The organism is Hyella patelloides LEGE 07179, assembly GCF_900659865.1.
Classification (GTDB): Bacteria; Cyanobacteriota; Cyanobacteriia; order Cyanobacteriales; family Xenococcaceae; genus Hyella; species Hyella patelloides.
Genome location: NZ_LR213796.1, coordinates 1 through 19,086 on the forward strand (window position 1 = coordinate 1; position 19,086 = coordinate 19,086).

Consider the following 19,086-nt stretch of genomic DNA (forward strand, 5'->3'; position numbering starts at 1 on the left):
GGTTAATATTGCCTCGATTTCCTGTATTAACTTTGGCTTCGATTATTGCAGAATCATCTAAATTTAATTCTGTAGCAGTAATGTTTAAATTACCAGAGTTTCCTTTACCTAAGCTGCTAACAGAAATATTACCCCGATCTGTTACATTGAGAGTATCAGTATTAATATTTATTGTCCCAGCATCAGAATCACCTTCACTCAAAGTAGATATACTTGAGGAAAATAATTTTAGTTCGACATCAAAAGTAGGTTCTTCAAAAAAATCACTAGTTAAAGTACGAACTTCTTCAAAAATAGCACCAGTCACATTAATATTTTTAGCTTGTATATTAATATTTCCAGCCTTACCTTGTCCGAAAGTACTAGCACTAATGAAACCACCATTAATTAAAGTTAAATTATTAGCAATGATATCAATATTACCACCATTACCACCATTAAAATCCAAACCACTAGGATTTCTAGTTGCTTCAAAAACACTGGAACGAATACCACCAGTTCCTCCAAACTTTCCTTCATTATTACCTTGAATTTCCAAATTATCAGCACGGATCGAGATATTTGCCGAATTTCCTTCTCCAAAAGTACTTGTCTCAATTACACCTGCGGAAATACTAAGATTAGCAGCCTCAATATCAATCATCCCACCATCATCACCACCCGCAGAATTGAAAATATCAATTTTACTATTTTCTATGGTCAACCTTTTAACCTTGATTTCTAGATTATTTTCAGTAAAACTTGCGACATTAGCTAATGATATTTGAGCATCGTCCTTAACTAATAAATTATCTGCTGTAATCTTGAAACTTCTACTATTATCTGTATCTACATTAATATTACTTCCAAAAATAAGACTGGAATTACCTTCGTTTGATTCTCCTCCTAGTTCGATATTATTAGCTGTCAAAGAAATATTACCACCATCACCACTACTATTAAGCTGAAAACTGCTTATAATCCCACCATCTTGCAAGAGTAAATTGTCGGCGATGATTGTTAAATTTCCTACTTTCCCTTGACTTAAATTATTTAGACCAATTAACCCTTGTTCGCTAACTGATACTACCGAAGCACTAATGCTAATATCACCTGAGTTTCCCTTTTCCCCTAATGAATCAGCGAATAATCCAGTAGAATACCCTTGAGTAAGAGGATTATCTGTGATTTTGATTTGATTAGCAATAATCTCAATATTTCCTCCATTACCATCCCCAATTACGCTATTGGAGATAAAAGCGTTCTTACTAATTTCTAATTGTCTTGTTTCAATATTGATATCTCCGTTATTTCCTGTAGCACCTGATTCTATATTCTTGAAAATAGCACTAGGGAATAATCCTTCTTGTGTTCCAATAATGTTTACGGAATCAGTAGCAGCGATCTTAATATCTCCTCCATTTTCTGCACCTATAGTGCTGCTAATAATTGCTGAGTTTTCTAATAAAGAAATGTTTTTGCCTTGTAGCTGAAGATTACCACTACCATTACCACTTACGTCGATAGAAGATGCTTGAGTAATATTAATATCTTGAAAATCAGTAATTGCTTCATAATCAAAGCTAAAACCATCTTCACTAGGAATTATGGAAACACTTCCAGTTTCTACACTTCCTAACTCAATTCTCCCTTGTTCTGCTGTCAGATTTCCTTGAGTTAGATTAATTTCTCCGCCAATAAGAGCGAGAGTATTTCCTGAGTTGACTTCTAATCCTTTTGGTCTTAAATCCCGATTTATACTAAAAGGAAATGGTTCAAAGGTTAAATTATGTCCTGTACCTTTTACTTCTATAGCTCCTGGATTATTACCTACTTGCAATCCCACAGGAATATTGATTGTTAATAGTGGTGGTGCTTCTGGGTTAGATGCACTGTAAGCAAAACCGTTATCAAAGATATAACTATCTGCTGTGGTGGCTATAAACGAACCATTAACATCTAAAGCTGCATTTTCCCCAAATATTATTCCGTTAGGATTAAGTAAAAATAAATTAGCTGCACCATCTACCCCTAAAACACCGAAGATCTCTGAAATATTAGTTCCTGTAACGCGAGTCAAGATATTAGCAATACCATCAGGAGAGGCAAAATAAACTCTACCACCATCACTAACGTTGAACTGCTCAAAACTATGAAGTAAATTATTATCCCGTATTGCACCTCCTTCAATTAAATCGGCTAAGGCATCTTTGACTGTGACATTGGGAGTAACAATCGAGTTTTCATTACCTAAGCTACTATCTGGAGTTATTTGTGCCTCGCTCGATGAGACGATAAGCAGATTTAATAAACAACTAGATACTAAACTGACAGTCCCAAGCTTATAAAGATAATACGACATAGTACAAGCTATTAATTCATCGTAGATTTATTTTTAACTTAGGTTGCCCAAATTATTCGATTTTTAAACACCAGCAATTCTTATTTTGGAAAAAATATCATAATAATGAATTTAGATTTTTCCTCTAACTTTCCAAGTCGTATGCTCGAACTGTTCTGGAGTTACGCGAAATCCTGAGAAAATAGCGATCGCATCTAGATTTCTTCTCTTTAACTATCGTGAAGATTATAGTAGGACGTGGAATCTCAAAGGAAAAAGATTTCACTACACTATCTATTTTGGCAATAATCTAAATCGGAAATTGCCTGAGAATAATAGTCTGCAAGCCATTTATTAAAAACCTCTGTTTCAGCGCGATCACGAATAAAAGTATTGATTGTACTGCGCCATTGCGGATCGTCTGCTGGTAAAATCAGCCCATAGTAGTCACAAGTTAGAGGATTGTCAGGAATAGTTTGATAGTTTTCTACTTCTAAACCTTGATGATTTAATGCCCCCGCCAATAAAACTGTATCGCTAACAAAGGCATCAATATTACCATTTCTAACGGCTTGTATTCCTTGATTTCTACCCTCTTCACTTTCATAAAGTACTATTTCTGCATCAGGATATTTTTGTTGTAAAAATTGTTTATTAGTAGTTGCACCCAAGACACCCAGTTTAACTCCTTGAAGCGAACTATTAATGTCAAGGATAGAAGCGTTGGTATCATTAACTAAAAAACGAGTTCCACTACTAAAAAAGGGATCGGAAAAAACTACTCCTTCTTTGTCTGTAACTATGGAATTGGGACCACATTCAAGATGGACTGCTCCTTGTCGTACCAGTTCAAATCTATTGGACAGAAAAGAAGAGGTTTTAACCACTTTTATGGGAGTAGATGTCTCTAACTCAAGAGTTAGGCGATCGCCTAATGTAGTAGCTAAATCCGCACAATAACCAACCCAATTATTATCATTGTTGGTATAACCAAAAGGAGCAGCATCAGTTCTCATGGCAACTTTAAGCACCCCCGTTTGTTTGATTTCTGCTAGAATATCACGATTTTGTTCGGGTGTAACAGTTACTAATGGTTCGGGAATGGGAGGTGTGGGCGGAGTATCACCATAGGCTAATTCTAATTGCTCTGGTGCTAGAGATTGAATTAGATGTAGTGGTAACTTGGAGTCGCTAATACTTTGAGCATAAGCAGCAGTTAAATAAGACTGAGCTTGGGGAAGATCGCGTATATGAGCCTCAAAAAAAGCCAAACTTAAGGCTTTAAGATAGCTTCTACCTAAATCGGCATTAGAACCTCTCAAAAAATCTACAATTCCTGCAATATTTGCTTCATTAAGAGTCGAAAAATGACTACCATTAACAATTGTTGCTAGATACTTGTTAGGAGTAGTTAACCACAAAAAAGGATGTGCCTGTTCTTGAATGAAGGGGGAAACTAAATCCATCGACCCCCCTAAAATCAGAGTGGGAACATCAATTTGTTGCATACTTTCGGGTCCCAGTACAGAACTAGTCACAGGATTGAGAGCTACAACCGCTTTTATCCTAGTATCTTGTAGATTGTGTTTTCCTGGTGGTAAATTACTGGCACGACACTGCAAGACAACAGAAGCATTCAGAGTAAAGCGATCCTGTTGGCAAAAATGCTTAATTCTGGCTAAATTAATCGGCGCACCAGAAGCGAGCAAGGCTGTTGTCCCACCAAAAGAATGACCAATTGCCCCAATTTGTGACCAGTTAATTTGCTGTCGAAAATCGGGATGTTGTTCTAATTGATTCAGCAGATGAGTAATATCTCGCGGACGGCTATAAAATTCCATCGGACTGACATCTACCCCTACTTCTCCATTGAGATAAGCCTCTTTATATCTACCATTACTACCAGTATGTTCGGGAACAGCAACAATATAACCGTGAGAAGCCAAATGCTCTGCAAGATAGGCAAAATCAGAACTTTCTGAACCCAAACCATGAGCGATTATCGCTAAAGGTGCTGCACCATTTAGTTGTGTTGGTAGATAAATATCAGCGTTAAGTTCATAGTTTCCTAAAAAGCCCTCTGGTGTCTGACGTAAATCTTCAACTGGGAAAGTCATGGTTTTTTTGCGTACCTGATATTTTCCTGGTTGACGTAAATCTGGTAACTGTTCCGAGTCTATTGGGGGTTGGGAATTGATTTCTATTGTGGCTTGCTCGGCGATCGCTTTTACGGTAGTCTCTTTATAGCGAAAAAAGTTTTCAGTTTCTTCAACTAGAGAAAAGAGCGAATTGGTGTTTATCTGTATTTCTGCTGTGGGGAAGTGGCGCAGAAAGTTAATTGCCGTTAAACCATCAGGTTCGGCTGCTCCTAAAATCAGGGCAGAGCGAATCGCATAAAGCCCATTTCTTTCTGGATGAGTATAAACAATATTTCCTAACCGCCTCAGAAAATCTTCTCCCATTGGCATATTAGTTAAGCGGTAGACGGTTACGGGATCCACAGCCAAATTGGTTTGTAAAATTTGACGGAAGTTTTGGAGAGCTTCTTCATCTAAATGTTGAGCATAATAGGCAAATTCAGGAGTAATTCTGCCTTCTTGGGCAAAAATATCCAGATCGTCTGTCGATAGATGAAATTCTCCCCAAATTGGTAGTGAAAAACTAATTCTTTCTGCTGCGGTTACTGGTTGATGTCTAAATCCAGTTATCGTTCCTAAGCTAGTAATGGCGATTGCCAAGAGAAGTTTGAGAATGTTCATTTTTTTGGCTTTAGAAGGCGATATGTTAGTGAAATGTTGGCTTTTTTAGAGGAAACATTGTGAATTATTAATTGATTTATTTTCGTGCTTTTAATTAGTATATTTGAATTAATATAATGCCGAATAATATCTAAAGTAAAGATTTATAAGCAGATGGGTCAGCTAGTTTGCTTCTATTAAGAGTTGCGCTGTAGCTCACAAAGCCTACGGCTTTAGCTATAATCCTTAAGCTTTAAGCCTTTTTTAGCAATCGCGCTTATAGCTTCCTTAAAAGGGTCGCCCAGCCCCTCCCAAATTATGGGAGCAACTGTACCGTGGGTAGTTCCGAAGCTCCTTTCTTGTTGCAAAGCTTATAGCTTATAGCTTATGGCTTACAGCTAATTTACCCACTGAGGTCTACCAATAACAAATGTTATATTTTTCAAAGGCTCGACGAACTTGCAAAAGATACTCTCTGCCAACCATCCACGGTTGTAGTTGAATCCTAATATAAATTGAACTGATAACTGATTTAGCAGCTTTGACAAAAAGACTTGATTTGTTTTCTGAGGATGAAAAAGACTAGAGATACTATGAATAAAGCAACTCCCGTAAAGCTATAAGTTCTAGCCAAACCGAGGGAGTTAGTTATAGGTTGAGAAACAATCGGAGATAAAAACTGACCGAAGAAAAAGAAAGTAGTCAAGCCCCCTAAAGCCCTACCACGTAAAGCATCGGGGATAATACTAGATAGCCAAACATTCAGATTGGGCATTAATAAACCAAAACCCAAACCAGCAATAATTAAACCTAGTAAGACAATGTTGTAGCTAGGAGCAATACCAATAACTAAATAGCCCACTGCTGCGATCGCCAAAGCCCAGACTACAATACTGACAAAACCCAAACGTTTTTTAACGAAGCCATATCTCAAAGATGCAATCGAGCTAGCTAAAGTGGCAGCAGCGATCGCTAAACCCGAAGCAGAAGCACTAGAATTATTGAGATTTTGTAGATAAAACGGTAGCTGTACGGGAATCAAATAAAATGCGGTCATGTAAAACAGAGCAATACCATAAATCATTGCCAGCACGACCATCGGCAGACTCTGCTCACTGGTTTGAGATGGAGCTAAATCTTGGTTCTGATTATGGGTTTTCCGATTGGGTTCATATAAAGTTACAACAATCCCCAATAAAATTGCCCATGCTGAAAAGTAAATCAGAAACGGAAAACGCCAATTAAGATCGGCAATAAACCCTCCCACCGAGAGAAATACTACTCCTCCCAGACCCATAAAAGCAGCTTGCAACCCCATAAAGTCTGCCCGTTTTTGACCTTGGTAATAATCGGCAATTAAGGTAGTAACGCCAGTCATGATACCAGCTACAGATAGTCCTAACACAGCACGACCGACCAAAATTGTCCCCAGGGAATTTAAAACAAAACCAGAACCGCCAGCAATTCCATATAGCAGAGTGGAAACAATTAAGAGAGGTTTGCGACCGATGCGATCGACTAATTGACCAGCGAAAAGTCCTCCAATGGCGATAAATAGGGCGGGAATAGTCAGCACTAAACGAACCAAAAGCTCAGAATTTTCGACATTGGCAAAAAACTCCTGCATCGCAGGAAGAGATGGGGCGATCGTCGCTCCTGACATCACCGTTAGAGTACTGGTAAGCAGTAAGGTAGCTTTGATGGGGAAAGAATTAGATTGAAGTTGGTTGGTATTAGATGGAGAATCAATCATATTACTTATATTGAATACTGAATGTTAATCAATTGATAAATGATAAATAGTCTACGAAATACTTACCAGTGAAGTTAAAAATGATTAATGATTTAAGAGTCAACAAATTGCTGAAAAACACCTTCCGTCAGCCATTCAGTAGTAGCTTTAAAATTGCGTAGGGGTGTGGGTAGCATTTCTAAGTAGGTTGCTTGGCGAATCAGATGTCCTGCTTTACCCTTGACTTCAAAACGATCGTAGTCATAACGCAGACCCGAATCTAAACTAACTCGACGTTGTTGTAAATCTATGTGAGAAATGCGATCGCGAATAAATAAAATGTCGCTTCCTGCCAATATTTCATCATAGCGAGGCCAAGCTAAATCGATTTTAACCAACGGTCACCGCAGGCTCCGTCGTGTCTTGACGAGCTACCCAGAGCGCGACGCGCGACGCGAAGCTAGTCCTTTAGGGGAGCGAGTCCTTTAGCATAACGCGGGGTCTCGTCGCTTTTAAGGCGGAGTAACGGTGACTTCGCTGGTAAGTAGTTCGTACAGTAGAGATTGAAAAATAAATCGCCACTGCGTATCGATTAAAACAACTGGTCGCGAACATTTTTGCTGTCTTAGATGAAGGGCGGTAAATAGTCCTGTAAAACCACCACCAGCAATTACTATTGGTTTGAGAGAATCATTCATATCTTATAATAAATAGCGATCGATTATTTACAGCGTGAACCTTTGGTGAGATAAGCTAAAGTAAATGTAGTTAAAAGCATCATGGCTAGAGAATAAAAGTAATTGATGCTGGCTAGAGTCATTATTACTACTAAAAAAATTAGATATTGACGGGCAAAAAAAATTCAGTTTTAACATCTTAATCATTGGTTTTTTACTTTCAATATTTTCATTTCTTTGACACTCACACTTAAACTCACACTCACACTCCGCACTACAAAGACTGTTTAATCGGTTTCTTCTTGTTCTCGATTCTGCTGCATTGCTTCATAACCAACGCCAATGGCAAAACCCACACCAGAACCAACAACGATCGCCACTGGTCGGCGAGATTCTCTTTCGGCAATATGAGCAATTATCACCCCTAATAAAGCACCAGCTAAAGCTGTCATAATTCCCGAAAAAAATAGCATTCTAAAATTTATCTGACTATTCATCACTTTCTACCTTCATATTTACTTATATTGGAGCTAAATCATAAAGAGATGAAAGACAAAATCAAGATTAAAGCTGTTAGAAAAAATAAACCATTGTTCATCCAGTCATTAAAATTCCATTCTTTAAACATTTTATTAGTTGTTATTTGTTAGTTGTTAATTCTTCTTCTGTCTCCGATGTATCTCTTATTTGCGTTCCGTTATCGTTGTTCTCTTCATCTGGCTGTCTTTGTATCTCCCTGTTTTTATTCCTACCTCCTTTTAAGAAAGACTGTTCAAAATCTTTAATGACAATATAAAGAATAGGGACAAAAATTAGACTTAAAACAGTTGCTAGTGACATTCCACCAAAAACCGCAGTACCCAACGACCAACGACTGACTGCACCAGCACCACTAGCAATTAAGAGAGGCATAAAACCGACTAAAGTAGAAATCGCAGTCATTAAAATTGCCCTAAATCGCTGTTCAGAGGCAAAAATAGCAGCTTTTTCAATACCCATGCCGAGAGTGCGATTCTGATTGGCAAATTCCACAATTAAAATCGCATTTTTACTTGCCATACCAATCAGCATGACTAATCCTACTTGGGCATAAATATTGTTATCGAGAATCGGCCAAACGCCTCCAGCCTGTAAAAAAGTTGCCCTCAGCCAAATTCCACCTAATGCACCCAGGATAGCTAGGGGAACGGTGAGCATAATAATTAGAGGATCGATATAACTTTCGTATTGTGCTGCTAGCACCAGAAAAACCATCACAAAAGCGAGACCAAATACCAGAGGTGCAGCACCACCAGCAGTTTTTTCTTCGGCTGCGGTGTTTGTCCATTCGTAACCAAAACCTGGTTGTAAAGTCGCTTCTGCTACTTCCTCCATCGCCGTAATTACCTGTCCCGAACTATAACCAGGTGCGGGAGCAACAATAATTCTAATTGCTGGGTAAACGTTGTAGTTAGTCACAATGGGTGGATAAGAAATTTGTTGAACGTTGATGAGGCTGCTGAGCCGAATTAATTCCCCATCACGAGATCGCACAGAAAGACGGTTGATATCATCTGGATTGGAGCGTCTCTCGGCTTCTGCTTGAGCATACACTCGATAAAGTCTGCCATCTAAAACAAATTGATTGACAAAGTTTGAACCAAGATAGGTTTGCAGGGTATTGAGAATTTCGCTGATATCGACATTTTGGGCATTAGCTTGATTGCGGTCGATATCTGCCTCTAGCATCGGACTATCAAAAGTAAAAGTAGTGAATGCTTGGGCTATTTCGGGTCTTTCGTTAGCAGCAGCAATTACCTGTTGGGTATTACTCATTAGGGTATCCATTCCTCTACCCTGACGGTCTTGGATATAAATTTCCGAACCACCAAAGCTACTCAGACCATCCACAGGAGGAGCATTAACGGCAATCACCCTTGCACCATCAATATTTTGTTGAAACTGCTGATTTACTCGTTGTAGCAGCCCAAACACCGAGCTAGAATCCCCAGATCGCTCATCCCAAGGATGAAGCTTGACAAACATTACCGCTTTATTGCTGTTTTGACCGTCAAAAGAAAATCCTGACAGTCCCATAGAGTGCTGTACTTCTTCATACTCCATCACTATCTGGGCTGCTTGCTGAGTAATGTTATGGGTGTAGCTTAAAGAAACTCCTGGTGGTGCTTCAATAATGGTAAAAAAATAGCCCTGGTCTTCTTCAGGTACGAATCCTTGAGGCAAACTGGTATATGTCCAACCCGTTAGCACCAATCCTCCAATAAAGATCGCGATGACTACTAACTTTATTTGGGTCAGGAATTGGATTAAACTTCGATAGCGTCCTTTAAGCCAATCGAAAACACGGTCAAATCGGGGAAATAACCAGCCCAAAGGTCCTTTTACTGGTTCTGCGGGGCGGAGAAATACCCCCGACATGGTAGGAGAAAAAGTTAAGGCGTTAAAGGTGGAAAAGACCACAGCAAAAGCGATAGTGAGGGCAAACTGCTTGTAAACAATCCCTGTGGTACCAGGAAAGAAAGTGACGGGGATAAACACCGCCATCAAGACCACAGAAGTCGAAATTACCGCCCCGACCAACTCTTCCATCGCATCTAAAGCTGCCTGCACAGGACGCATCCCCTGAGAAAGCTTGGCTGAGACTGCCTCGACAATCACAATCCCGTCATCTACGACTAAACCCGTTGCCAGTACACAAGCAAATAGGGTTAGCTGATTGAGGGTGAATCCTAATGCTTGTAGTGCAATCATCGATCCAATTAAAGCTACAGGAATTGCGATCGCTGGAATCAGGGTAGTACGCCAGTCTTGAAGAAAAATAAAGATAATTAAGACAACCAGTCCAATTGCCTGTATCAAAGTTACTACCAAATCTTGCAAAGAAGCATTGATAAATAGGGTATTATCTTGAGCAATCGTCGCTTTTAAACCTCTGGGGAAATCTGCTTCTAGCTCGGTCATCCTTGCTTTAACCGCTTCAGCAGTGTCTAAAGCATTTGTGCCAGGAAGCTGATAGACAATCAATCCTACTGCTGGTGCTTCTCCATCAAATACGGCTTGAGTGGAATAATTTTCGACTCCTAATTCGGCTCGTCCCACATCTTTGACCTTAATCAGCGTGCCGTCACCTGATGCTTGAACTACGATATCTTCGGCTTCTTCGATGGTGGTAAATCTGCCGTTGACTCTTAAGGGTAGTTCGTACTGTTGTGCGATTGCTACTGGTTGTCTGCCCACACCCCCCGCACCGACTTCAAAGTTTTGGTTTTGAATCGCACCCACGACATCGCTGGCGGTTAATCCCCTAGCAGCCAATTTATTGGGATCGAGCCAAACCCGCATTGAATAAGTCGCCGAACCAAATACCCTGAGACTTCCCACCCCTTCAATTCTTCTGAGTTCGTTCCACAAATAGCGATCGACATAATTGTAAAGAAATACGGGGTCGTAATAATATTCCCCTGCTTCATCTTGTTCGGAATAGAAGCCATAAACCAAGGTAATGCTAGGAGATTCTTTTTCGGTAGTTACTCCAGTGGCGAGAACACTTTGAGGTAAATTTGATTGTGCCTGAGCAACTCGGTTTTGGACTAATACTTGAGAAATATTGGTATCTTTCTCCACAGGAAAAGACACATTGATCGTCGAGTTCCCATTATTATCGGTGTTGGAGTTTATCCATCGAACATCTTCTGTACCATTGATTTCTCTTTCTAATACGGTGGTGACATTCTCTACGGTAGTTTTGGCATCTGCACCTACATAATTAGCTCGCACTGTGATTTGCTTGGGGGCAATTTGAGGAAGTTTATCTAAAGGCAACAATGCGATGCAGATAACGCCCAACAACACAATTACAATTGTACAGACGGTAGTGAGAACGGGGCGTTTAATAAATGGGGTTGAGATGGACATTTTTCAAAAGTTGCGAGTTGCGAGTTCAGAGGTATGGGCGAACGGTCGTTCGCCCGTACAAGTAGTCAGTAGCAATACTTGCTACTCTCCCAAAGTCATTCCGTTTCTGCATCAGAAACAGCCTGTTCTTCTTCAGCAGGTTTAATTGATGTGCCGTCTCTCAGACTGAGGATATTAGAAACAGCGATTCTGTCTCCTAGTTCAAGACCAGAGATCACTTGATAATCTTGTGCTTGAATGCTTCCTAACTTAATCGGTTGTTGCTGGGCGATTAAAGCCTCGCTTGCAGACTGAGAATTACTTTCCTCTTGAGAATTGTCCTCTGTGGCAAGATAAACAAAGTTTTGTCCCCCTAATGTAGATACGGCGGTAGTCGGTACTAATATTCCTGGTTGTTCGTCCCAAATCACTCTAACTCTGACATATTCTCGGTCTCTGAGGCTATTTTCATTGGCAAAAGTAACTTTAGTTAGAATTGACTGGGTGTTTTGTTGAACTAAGGGAGCTATATAGGTAATCTCTCCTGACGCTCCTGAGCTACCATCTTGGTTAATAATTTCTACTGACAGTCCTGTTTTGAGCGCGATCGCGATATTCTACGGGTATATTAATATTGAGGTCGAAGCTTTGATTGTTGGTAATGGTGGTTAACTCTTCGCCAACGCTCACGTAATCACCGACTTTGTTATCGTCAAAGCTTCCTACAATTCCATCGATGGGTGCATTGATCGTATTAAAAGCTAAATTTTGGCTAATAGAGCCTAATTCTGCTTCTGTTCTTCTTATTATGGCATTTTGACTATCTATATTTGCTCTGGATTGTTCTACCTGTCTTTCTGCTGCTTGTAGCGATTCAATTGCTGCATTCAGAGTTTCTTTTCTCGAATTACGCTGGGCAAGACTGCTTTTTAAATCGCGATTATCGTCATCTAAATCCTGTTGTGCTACTGCTCCTCCTTCAACTAGCATTTTAGTTCGCTCAATGTTGATTTGTGCCAGTTCTACCTCGGCTTCTAATTCTTGCAAATCGGCTCTAGCACTCTCTACTTGAGCAGCAGCAGCAGCGCGGTTGGCTTCGGCTGTACTCAATTCGGCTTGGGTTTGTCCTAGTCTGGCTCTTTCGACATTGACGCTTTGGGTGGCAGCGTTCACATTTTCTTGTTCTTGAGTTGGTTCAAAGGAGGCAATAGGATCGCCTCGACTAACGCGATCGCCCTGACTGACAAAGATTTCTAAGATTCTGCCTTCGATGCGGGGTGCTAGACTCACTCGATCTCTAGCTTGTAAAGTGCCGACATATTCGCTACTGTCGATTACAGTGGCGGATTCTAGGGTTTTTAACTGTACAGCGATCGCCTGTGGAAGATTAGCTTGTTCTTGTCCGCCACCGCAGCTACTAACACCAAGAGATAACAAAGTAATAGCTATGGCTTTAGCTGAAATATGCCTAAAAGTAACTATCGATTTAGATTGAAATGTTTTTTGCTCGCTCATGAGTGGATGCGTCTTTTTTCCTGAGATAGTCTAAGATTTAATAATTAAATTTAAAACCAAAATTAAACAGTTAAGGCTCAAAAATAGCAAGAGCAAAAGTATTGTCTGTTTAATGCGTTTGAAAATGGGGCGCACTTGAAATCTACCAATAAGGCGATCTCGCACTAGCATCAACTCTGGTTTATGCCAAATATATTGTTATTAGTGCCTTATTTTTATTCTTCAAAAAGCTTAACGATTGACAGTATTTTTTTCTTGCCTAATCTTGCTCAATTTTTTCTAATCTTGCTCAGTCCCATAGCTCGATCGTTTCAGCATGGCAAGATAGATGGCAATTTATAGATAAGCTGGGGAATACTCATCTCTTTTAAGGGATTGAGATGAGTAGGCTGCAAAATCGAGTGGCTCGATGCCATATCGATTTTGTCAATTACAGCTTATATGCTAATATTTTATCACAAACTTAAGTTTTTAATAAATGCTCAAAGCAGTTAAAGTAAGAATCTATCCTACCGAACAACAGAAAGTGTCATTAGCGCAGGCTTTTGGTACTACTCGTTGGGTATGGAATCACTTTCTTGCTTTAACTAACAAGACATACAAAGAAACAGGTCAAGGAATTGCTAAATATGACATGATTAAGGAATTACCATTACTGAAAAAACAAGAAGAAACAGAATGGTTAAAACAAACCTATTCTCAGTCTCTTCAATCTGTATGTCTCAATCTGAGTAGAGCATTTGTTAACTTCTTTGAAAAACGAGCTAGATATCCTAGATTCAAATCCAGACATGGTAAGCAATCGCTTATCTATCCTCAAAATGTCAAACTAGCTGAAAATCAAATTTACTTTCCTAAGCTTGATTGGATAGACGCTGTTATACATCGACCAGTCGAAGGTGCAATTAGAACGGTCACTATAACTAAAAATTGCGCCGAACAATACTATGCTTCGGTGATGTTTGAAGATGGGAAATCCCTCCCAACCCCTCGAAATTTGGGGGGAGCCGAAGGCGAAAAGATTGCTGAAAGTAAGACAATTGGATTAGATTTAGGTTTAAATCATTTTTGCATCACTTCAGACGGTAAAAAGTTTGATAATCCCAGATGGTTCAAAAAGCACTCACACAATCTGAAAATTAAACAGCAACAATTATCTAGAAAACAAAAGGGGAGTAATAATAGAAATAAATCCCGACTAAAAGTAGCTAAGGTACATAACAAAATTACTAATTGTCGTGAAGATTTTCATCACCAGCTATCGCGAAGGATAGTTAACGAGAATCAAGTTTTGGTGCTTGAAAATCTAGCAATTAAGAATATGGTCACAAATCATTGTCTTGCCTTAGCTATTAGTCAGGTGGGATGGGGGCAATTTTGCACCATGCTTAAGTACAAAGCGGAACAAGAAGGGAAAATATATTTAGAGGTAGATAGATTTTTTCCTAGTTCTAAAACCTGTCATGTCTGTCTCAATCAAGTAGGTAACTTGCCTCTTGATGTAAGAGTTTGGACTTGTAATAGCTGTCAGACAACTCACGACAGAGATCTTAATGCAGCAATCTCCCTCAAAGATGAGGGTCTTCGACTCTTGGCTTCAGGAACTGGAGCTACAGCCTATCGCCCAGATGTCAGACCAAGTAAGGGAGGACGTAAGAAATCCACTACTAGGCAATCTGAAGGACGCGATGCCCGAATTTAGTTCGGGCATTTCAGCCGTCCGTTTGGGTAGGAAGCTCGTGTGCGTTTACGCCATGAGTAGTTCACTATGTTACTTGTATGTAAACGATAACCTTCCTTTGCGATGAATCAATCCAATTCTATTAATGTTCTCGTAGCTGAAGACCATGAAATTGTTCGTGATGGTATTTGTTCGATAGTCAACTATCAACCAGATATCAGTGTGATCGCTGAAGCAGAAAATGGCGAACAAGCAGTAAAACTATATCGAGAACAGCAACCCGATGTAGTGCTGATGGATTTAAGAATGCCAATAATGGAAGGAGTAGAGGCGATCTCTAAAATTAAAGCGGAATTTTCTGAGGCTAAAATAATCATTCTTACTACCTACGATACCGACGAAGATATCTATCGGGGATTGCAAGCAGGAGCAAGAGGCTATTTACTCAAAGATACTACTTCTAAAGAGCTAACTACTGCTATTCGTGCCGTTTACCAAGGAAAAAAATACGTTCCCCAAGAGGTAGCGATGAAATTAGCCGAACGAATTACTAATAGTGAGCTTACCAGCAGAGAAATGGAAGTGTTGAAATTGTTAACTAAGGGTAGAAGTAATCAAGAAATCGGCTCAATTCTGAAAATCACTGAGGGTACAGTTAAATTTCATGTCAACAACATTTTAAGCAAATTAGACGTTGGCGATCGAACTCAAGCTGTTATTACTGCTTTCAAACGGGGTTTAGCTCGACTAGAGTAGATAATAATCTCTTCCCTTTTACTTCTTACCCTTGAAGTTTTCTTGTTTCCTTGTCAAAAGTTAAGTATCAACCCTCAACTTAATACGGGGTTTTTGTCTGTTCTTTACTTATGGTCAAAGTCTAATCTTCGCACAGGCGTATATATCTATGCTTTTTTCTAACATTATGTCATCGTAGTTAGAGAAGTATTCGTGTGCAATATTGACAAGTTAAGCAATAAAGTTTATCAATTTGATGGCTTTAGTTTTTATAATTGCTTAGAGCAGCCAAATTATTGGTGCGAACACGGTCATGAAGAAATACAGATCGCCTTACCACAAACTAATGCTGAGGCTTGGATGAGGTGTGAATCATCTCTCGATAAACAATGTACTCGACAAATCCAAGTAGGTGAAACTTTTTTAGTTTCGTCTAATCAACCCCATGCTCTTGATTGGCGACAAACGGCAGAATTAACTATTTTTTATCTTCATCCTCGTTTTTTAGCAAGTGCAATTGATGATTCAATAGAAGAAAAACAATTAGCAATTAACGATCGCTTTTCTTTAATCAACGATCCTTTAATTCGAGAGATAGGCGTTATTTTTCGTCATTTGTGCAGTTTCGATCTGGCTAGCGATCGACTATATGTTGAAAATCTAGCAAATTTGTTAGCAGTTCACCTACTAAGAAATTACCTAAACTATAATTTTAAAAATATACGTTGTTATCAAGGATTGTCTCCCAAAAAACTCAATCTTATTTTAGAATATATTGAAACCAATCTCAATCAAAAAATAACATTATCTGACTTGGCTACTGTTGCTGGTGTAGGAAAATTTTATTTTAGTCGTTTATTTAAAAGCTCTACTAATTTAACTCCTTATAATTATGTCCTACAACAGAGAGTAGAGCGAGCTAAAAAATTATTAAAAAACTCAGATATGCCTATTTGTGATATTGCTTTAGAATGTGGCTTTGGTAATCAAAGTCATTTAGCTAGACACTTTCGCAATAGGCAAAAAGTAACCCCTATGCAGTATCGTAAGAGTGAAAAGTAAGAGGTAATGGTTAATAGAAATAAATTTGGTTACTAATTACTGATTTTAAAGAATTGGCTTTAAAAAATTGATAGTTTTGATAAATTATTAAAAGAAACTAAATCGGTACTATCTTGGCAAATTGTCTCTCTCTCTGTTTGGGTGATATGTTGACAGTCAATAATTAATGTTCCAGAATATATGGAATGAATTAATTTTAACCATATTAAAGATATTTCATTCTGAAATAAATTGTTTGTAACTGGCTTTTCTAAATGTAAGTAGGCAAGATTATAAAAATTTAAATCATTAATAATATGATAAAAAATTGAGCTTAAGCCAGAAGCTTTTGCCAGCAAAAAAAATGAATCAGATATAAGCTTTATTCCTACCTTATTTTCATCCCAAACACTAGCAACTTCTTCAATTATCGTTAATAACAACTGAGTTTTATTCTCTAATTCAATGTTATAACTATTTTCTGCTTCATTAGAGCTATTTGGAGACTGGCGATCGATTAAATAACTACAATTGGCGCAAATTTCTACACCATCAAAATCCGCAGCTAGGGCATTTTGTGCTGCACGTCGAAACAAACTAACAATACTGGTATCAATAGATTGCTTTGTTGTGTCACCATACCAAAGCTGTAAAAAAAAATTTACCGTTTTTTTCTCTTACGCATTCGGTTATCTTTCTCCAAGAGCGCACTTGTTGGCGAGTATAAATTCCTGGGTAGTTTGATAATGTATGTACAGGAGAAACTAAAGTAGGCTCGGTAATAATTAATCCGCAAGCAGCTCGATCTGCGTAATAATTAACTGCTTCTGGTTGTGGTAAATTATTCTGAGCCAGCGATCGCGCTCTGGGAGCTATAACTATTCGATTCGATAAAGTATACGCTCCTAGTTGAACTGATGAAGTCAAGCAAGAATCTGGTTTCAAAGTAGATTTTCCTATAAAAATAACTTAATTATTATTCTTGAATTGTCGAGCTAATTATAATTAAGATCTGAATTTCTGTCTTGTCCGATCTTGTCCTTAATTTTCTCAATATTGCCCAATCTCAAAGATTAAGTTGGAGTAATTAGAGAAATACATTCCAATCTTTCACCTTTGCAAAGTAATAATGTTTTCTTGACGAGCGATCTCCCCATCAGTTTCTAATCTAATTAATGCTCTAGATATAGTTTCTGGAGTAAAGCCAAGATCGCCAGCAATGTCTTTTAAAGGTCGGTCTAATACTATAGTTGTTTCTTCAGGAAAAGAAATCAAATGACGCAGATAATGCAATACTCTTTCGTGGGCGATACGAATATCTCTTAGTTCAAGACGAAACTTGAGAGACTGAATTTTTTTGACCAGCATTTCCATAAAATCTTCTGCTAAGTCTGGATAGGCTCGTAAAACGCTCAAAAGCTCTTCTTTAGGATAGGCAATTACTTCTGAATCAATTTCAGAGATCGCAGTACAGGGATAGGTATCTGCAAATAGAGCAATTTCTGCTAGGCTTTGGGAGGCTCTAACGATCTCAAAGGTACTTACTTGACCTCCGCTTGTGTAGCGCACCAATTTGATTCTACCTGATGTGACTACATAAAAAGTTGATGCCTCATCCTCCTGGGTAAACAGAGTTTCTCCCGCAGCTAGATTTTGAGTTGTGGTATTGTTTCGTAATGGTTCGGGAAGGCGAACGGGATCGGTCAAATCCATCAGATTTCCTCCATAGAATTAGTAAGGGAAGTTCTAATTTTATTTAGTCGGCTAAGTAAATAAGCCAAAAAAATATGGGTAATTGTGGGCAATTTGACGAGCAGCTCCGCATCGGATGAAGTGTAGGGGTTATGCACCATTAACATCCCGCAGCCCTTTGGGAACGTGCGAGTTGCAGCGAAAATCACCGATTAGCGATTAGCGATTAGCAAGACTGGCATAGTGAGGGAATTAAACCCACCACGTAGCCTTATTCCACTTAAATAAAGAAGTGGAGGAATTAAACAAAGCTTAGAGCTTAGAGCTTAGAGCTTAGAGCTGGTTAAAAATCAAGTTGTTCCTGATTTATGCTCGGTTATTATGTGTTTTCCCAGAATTAAAGACTTTGTTTGATGAGTATATGACAACGGGAAAAATAATTAATTGATCCAAATCAATTGTCAGCGAAGTTTTTTGTCGATGACTGAGATTGCTTGGCAGATTCTAAATTATCGTAAATTTGAATTAGGAAACGACGAAAGAGCAGTCGTTCTTCTGAGGAGAGATTAGCAAGTATGGTTTCATCTAAATCGAGCCAAAGATCGGTAACAGATTTTTGGCAAGCAGATCCCTTTTCAGTGAGAAAAACTCGGCAAATTCTAGCATCTTGGGTATCCTTGTATTTTTTTAATAGTTTTGTCTTCTCTAATCTGCTCAACATTTTAGTGAGAGTGGGCGGTTCGATAGATAAACGATCTGCCAGTTGGGTTTGGGTTAAACCATCTTCTTGCCACAATTCCATTAGTAGTATTTCTTGTCCAATATGCAGATTTACATTGGTTAAAGCAGCATTTACCAAAACTCGATGCGCTTTAGCAACTCGCAACATTAGACAGGTAGTAGTTAGAAGTGGATTTTGATTAGTCATCGAACTTATTTACTTAGCCGACTAAACAAATAGTAGCATCGTTAACTCGATCTTGAAGAGGTAGAGAAAGCCGAATTGGAATACAGGGAAACACGCTAATCAGCTATCAGTTATCAGTTATCAATAAATGCTT

General features: G+C 38.8%; 17 protein-coding genes. 3 read left to right on the top strand and 14 right to left on the bottom strand.

The window, feature by feature from the left end; all coding sequences use genetic code 11:
* The 10 genes from H1P_RS07320 to H1P_RS39270 all read right to left on the bottom strand — a co-directional run.
* The coding region (locus tag H1P_RS07320) for a two-partner secretion domain-containing protein (RefSeq protein WP_144865614.1) at positions 1-2,341 on the bottom strand (2,341 nt) is incomplete at its 3' end.
* Positions 2,342-2,610: 269 nt separating this feature from the next.
* Entirely contained in the window at positions 2,611-5,079 is a 2,469-nt protein-coding gene (locus H1P_RS07325; protein WP_144865616.1) for an alpha/beta hydrolase, read from the bottom strand.
* 511 nt (positions 5,080-5,590) lie between these two features.
* A complete protein-coding gene (locus H1P_RS07330) occupies positions 5,591-6,811 on the bottom strand; it encodes an MFS transporter (RefSeq protein WP_144865618.1) in 1,221 nt (406 codons plus the stop codon).
* A gap of 92 nt (positions 6,812-6,903) precedes the next feature.
* Complete coding sequence (locus H1P_RS35875) at positions 6,904-7,188, bottom strand: hypothetical protein (protein ID WP_186375876.1); 285 nt, start codon at positions 7,186-7,188, stop codon at positions 6,904-6,906.
* A 114-nt stretch (positions 7,189-7,302) separates the two neighbouring features.
* Entirely contained in the window at positions 7,303-7,488 is a 186-nt protein-coding gene (locus H1P_RS07340) for an NAD(P)-binding protein (RefSeq protein ID WP_144865620.1), read from the bottom strand.
* 266 nt (positions 7,489-7,754) lie between these two features.
* Positions 7,755-7,964 carry a hypothetical protein gene (locus H1P_RS07345; RefSeq protein WP_246141510.1) on the bottom strand — a complete coding sequence of 70 codons (210 nt, stop codon included), beginning with the start codon at positions 7,962-7,964 and terminating at the stop codon, positions 7,755-7,757.
* A gap of 142 nt (positions 7,965-8,106) precedes the next feature.
* Complete coding sequence (locus H1P_RS07350) at positions 8,107-11,382, bottom strand: efflux RND transporter permease subunit (RefSeq protein WP_144865623.1); 3,276 nt, start codon at positions 11,380-11,382, stop codon at positions 8,107-8,109.
* Positions 11,383-11,477: 95 nt separating this feature from the next.
* On the bottom strand, positions 11,478-11,792 hold the full coding sequence (locus H1P_RS38125; RefSeq protein WP_246141511.1) for an efflux RND transporter periplasmic adaptor subunit: 315 nt from the start codon (positions 11,790-11,792) through the stop codon (positions 11,478-11,480).
* 139 nt (positions 11,793-11,931) lie between these two features.
* Positions 11,932-12,876, bottom strand: a complete 945-nt coding sequence (locus H1P_RS07355) for an HlyD family secretion protein (RefSeq protein WP_246141512.1) — start codon at positions 12,874-12,876, stop codon at positions 11,932-11,934.
* A gap of 30 nt (positions 12,877-12,906) precedes the next feature.
* Entirely contained in the window at positions 12,907-13,068 is a 162-nt protein-coding gene (locus H1P_RS39270) for a CGLD27 family protein (RefSeq protein ID WP_342799544.1), read from the bottom strand.
* Between the two features lie 286 nt (positions 13,069-13,354).
* Here H1P_RS39270 and H1P_RS07365 point away from each other — a divergent pair, with 286 nt between their 5' ends.
* The 3 genes from H1P_RS07365 (at position 13,355) to H1P_RS07375 (ending at position 16,354) form a co-directional block, all read left to right on the top strand.
* Positions 13,355-14,578, top strand: a complete 1,224-nt coding sequence (locus H1P_RS07365; protein WP_144865625.1) for an RNA-guided endonuclease InsQ/TnpB family protein — start codon at positions 13,355-13,357, stop codon at positions 14,576-14,578.
* Positions 14,579-14,680: 102 nt separating this feature from the next.
* Positions 14,681-15,313, top strand: a complete 633-nt coding sequence (locus tag H1P_RS07370) for a response regulator transcription factor (protein ID WP_144865627.1) — start codon at positions 14,681-14,683, stop codon at positions 15,311-15,313.
* A gap of 192 nt (positions 15,314-15,505) precedes the next feature.
* Positions 15,506-16,354 (top strand): helix-turn-helix domain-containing protein, encoded by an 849-nt coding sequence (locus H1P_RS07375; RefSeq protein WP_144865629.1) that lies wholly within the window; start codon positions 15,506-15,508, stop codon positions 16,352-16,354.
* A gap of 59 nt (positions 16,355-16,413) precedes the next feature.
* Here the strand turns inward: H1P_RS07375 and H1P_RS38830 are convergent, their stop codons facing one another.
* The 4 genes from H1P_RS38830 to H1P_RS07395 form a co-directional block, all read right to left on the bottom strand.
* Positions 16,414-16,950 carry an oxidoreductase gene (locus H1P_RS38830; protein WP_144865631.1) on the bottom strand — a complete coding sequence of 179 codons (537 nt, stop codon included), beginning with the start codon at positions 16,948-16,950 and terminating at the stop codon, positions 16,414-16,416.
* A 16-nt stretch (positions 16,951-16,966) separates the two neighbouring features.
* Entirely contained in the window at positions 16,967-17,278 is a 312-nt protein-coding gene (locus H1P_RS38835) for an oxidoreductase (protein ID WP_186375878.1), read from the bottom strand.
* Positions 17,279-17,443: 165 nt separating this feature from the next.
* Positions 17,444-18,046 carry a Crp/Fnr family transcriptional regulator gene (locus H1P_RS07390; protein ID WP_144865635.1) on the bottom strand — a complete coding sequence of 201 codons (603 nt, stop codon included), beginning with the start codon at positions 18,044-18,046 and terminating at the stop codon, positions 17,444-17,446.
* 433 nt (positions 18,047-18,479) lie between these two features.
* Positions 18,480-18,953 (bottom strand): MarR family winged helix-turn-helix transcriptional regulator, encoded by a 474-nt coding sequence (locus tag H1P_RS07395; protein ID WP_144865637.1) that lies wholly within the window; start codon positions 18,951-18,953, stop codon positions 18,480-18,482.
* Positions 18,954-19,086 lie beyond the last annotated feature (133 nt).

Bases quoted from the DNA above. Each gene is read 5' to 3' on its own strand.
- H1P_RS07325 (WP_144865616.1), bottom strand. From the start codon at position 5,079: ATGAACATTCTCAAACTTCTCTTGGCAATCGCCATTACTAGCTTAGGA.
- H1P_RS07330 (WP_144865618.1), bottom strand. From the start codon at position 6,811: ATGATTGATTCTCCATCTAATACCAACCAACTTCAATCTAATTCTTTC.
- H1P_RS07340 (WP_144865620.1), bottom strand. From the start codon at position 7,488: ATGAATGATTCTCTCAAACCAATAGTAATTGCTGGTGGTGGTTTTACA.
- H1P_RS07345 (WP_246141510.1), bottom strand. From the start codon at position 7,964: ATGAATAGTCAGATAAATTTTAGAATGCTATTTTTTTCGGGAATTATG.
- H1P_RS07350 (WP_144865623.1), bottom strand. From the start codon at position 11,382: ATGTCCATCTCAACCCCATTTATTAAACGCCCCGTTCTCACTACCGTC.
- H1P_RS07355 (WP_246141512.1), bottom strand. From the start codon at position 12,876: ATGAGCGAGCAAAAAACATTTCAATCTAAATCGATAGTTACTTTTAGG.
- H1P_RS07365 (WP_144865625.1), top strand. From the start codon at position 13,355: ATGCTCAAAGCAGTTAAAGTAAGAATCTATCCTACCGAACAACAGAAA.
- H1P_RS07370 (WP_144865627.1), top strand. From the start codon at position 14,681: ATGAATCAATCCAATTCTATTAATGTTCTCGTAGCTGAAGACCATGAA.
- H1P_RS07390 (WP_144865635.1), bottom strand. From the start codon at position 18,046: ATGGATTTGACCGATCCCGTTCGCCTTCCCGAACCATTACGAAACAAT.
- H1P_RS07395 (WP_144865637.1), bottom strand. From the start codon at position 18,953: ATGACTAATCAAAATCCACTTCTAACTACTACCTGTCTAATGTTGCGA.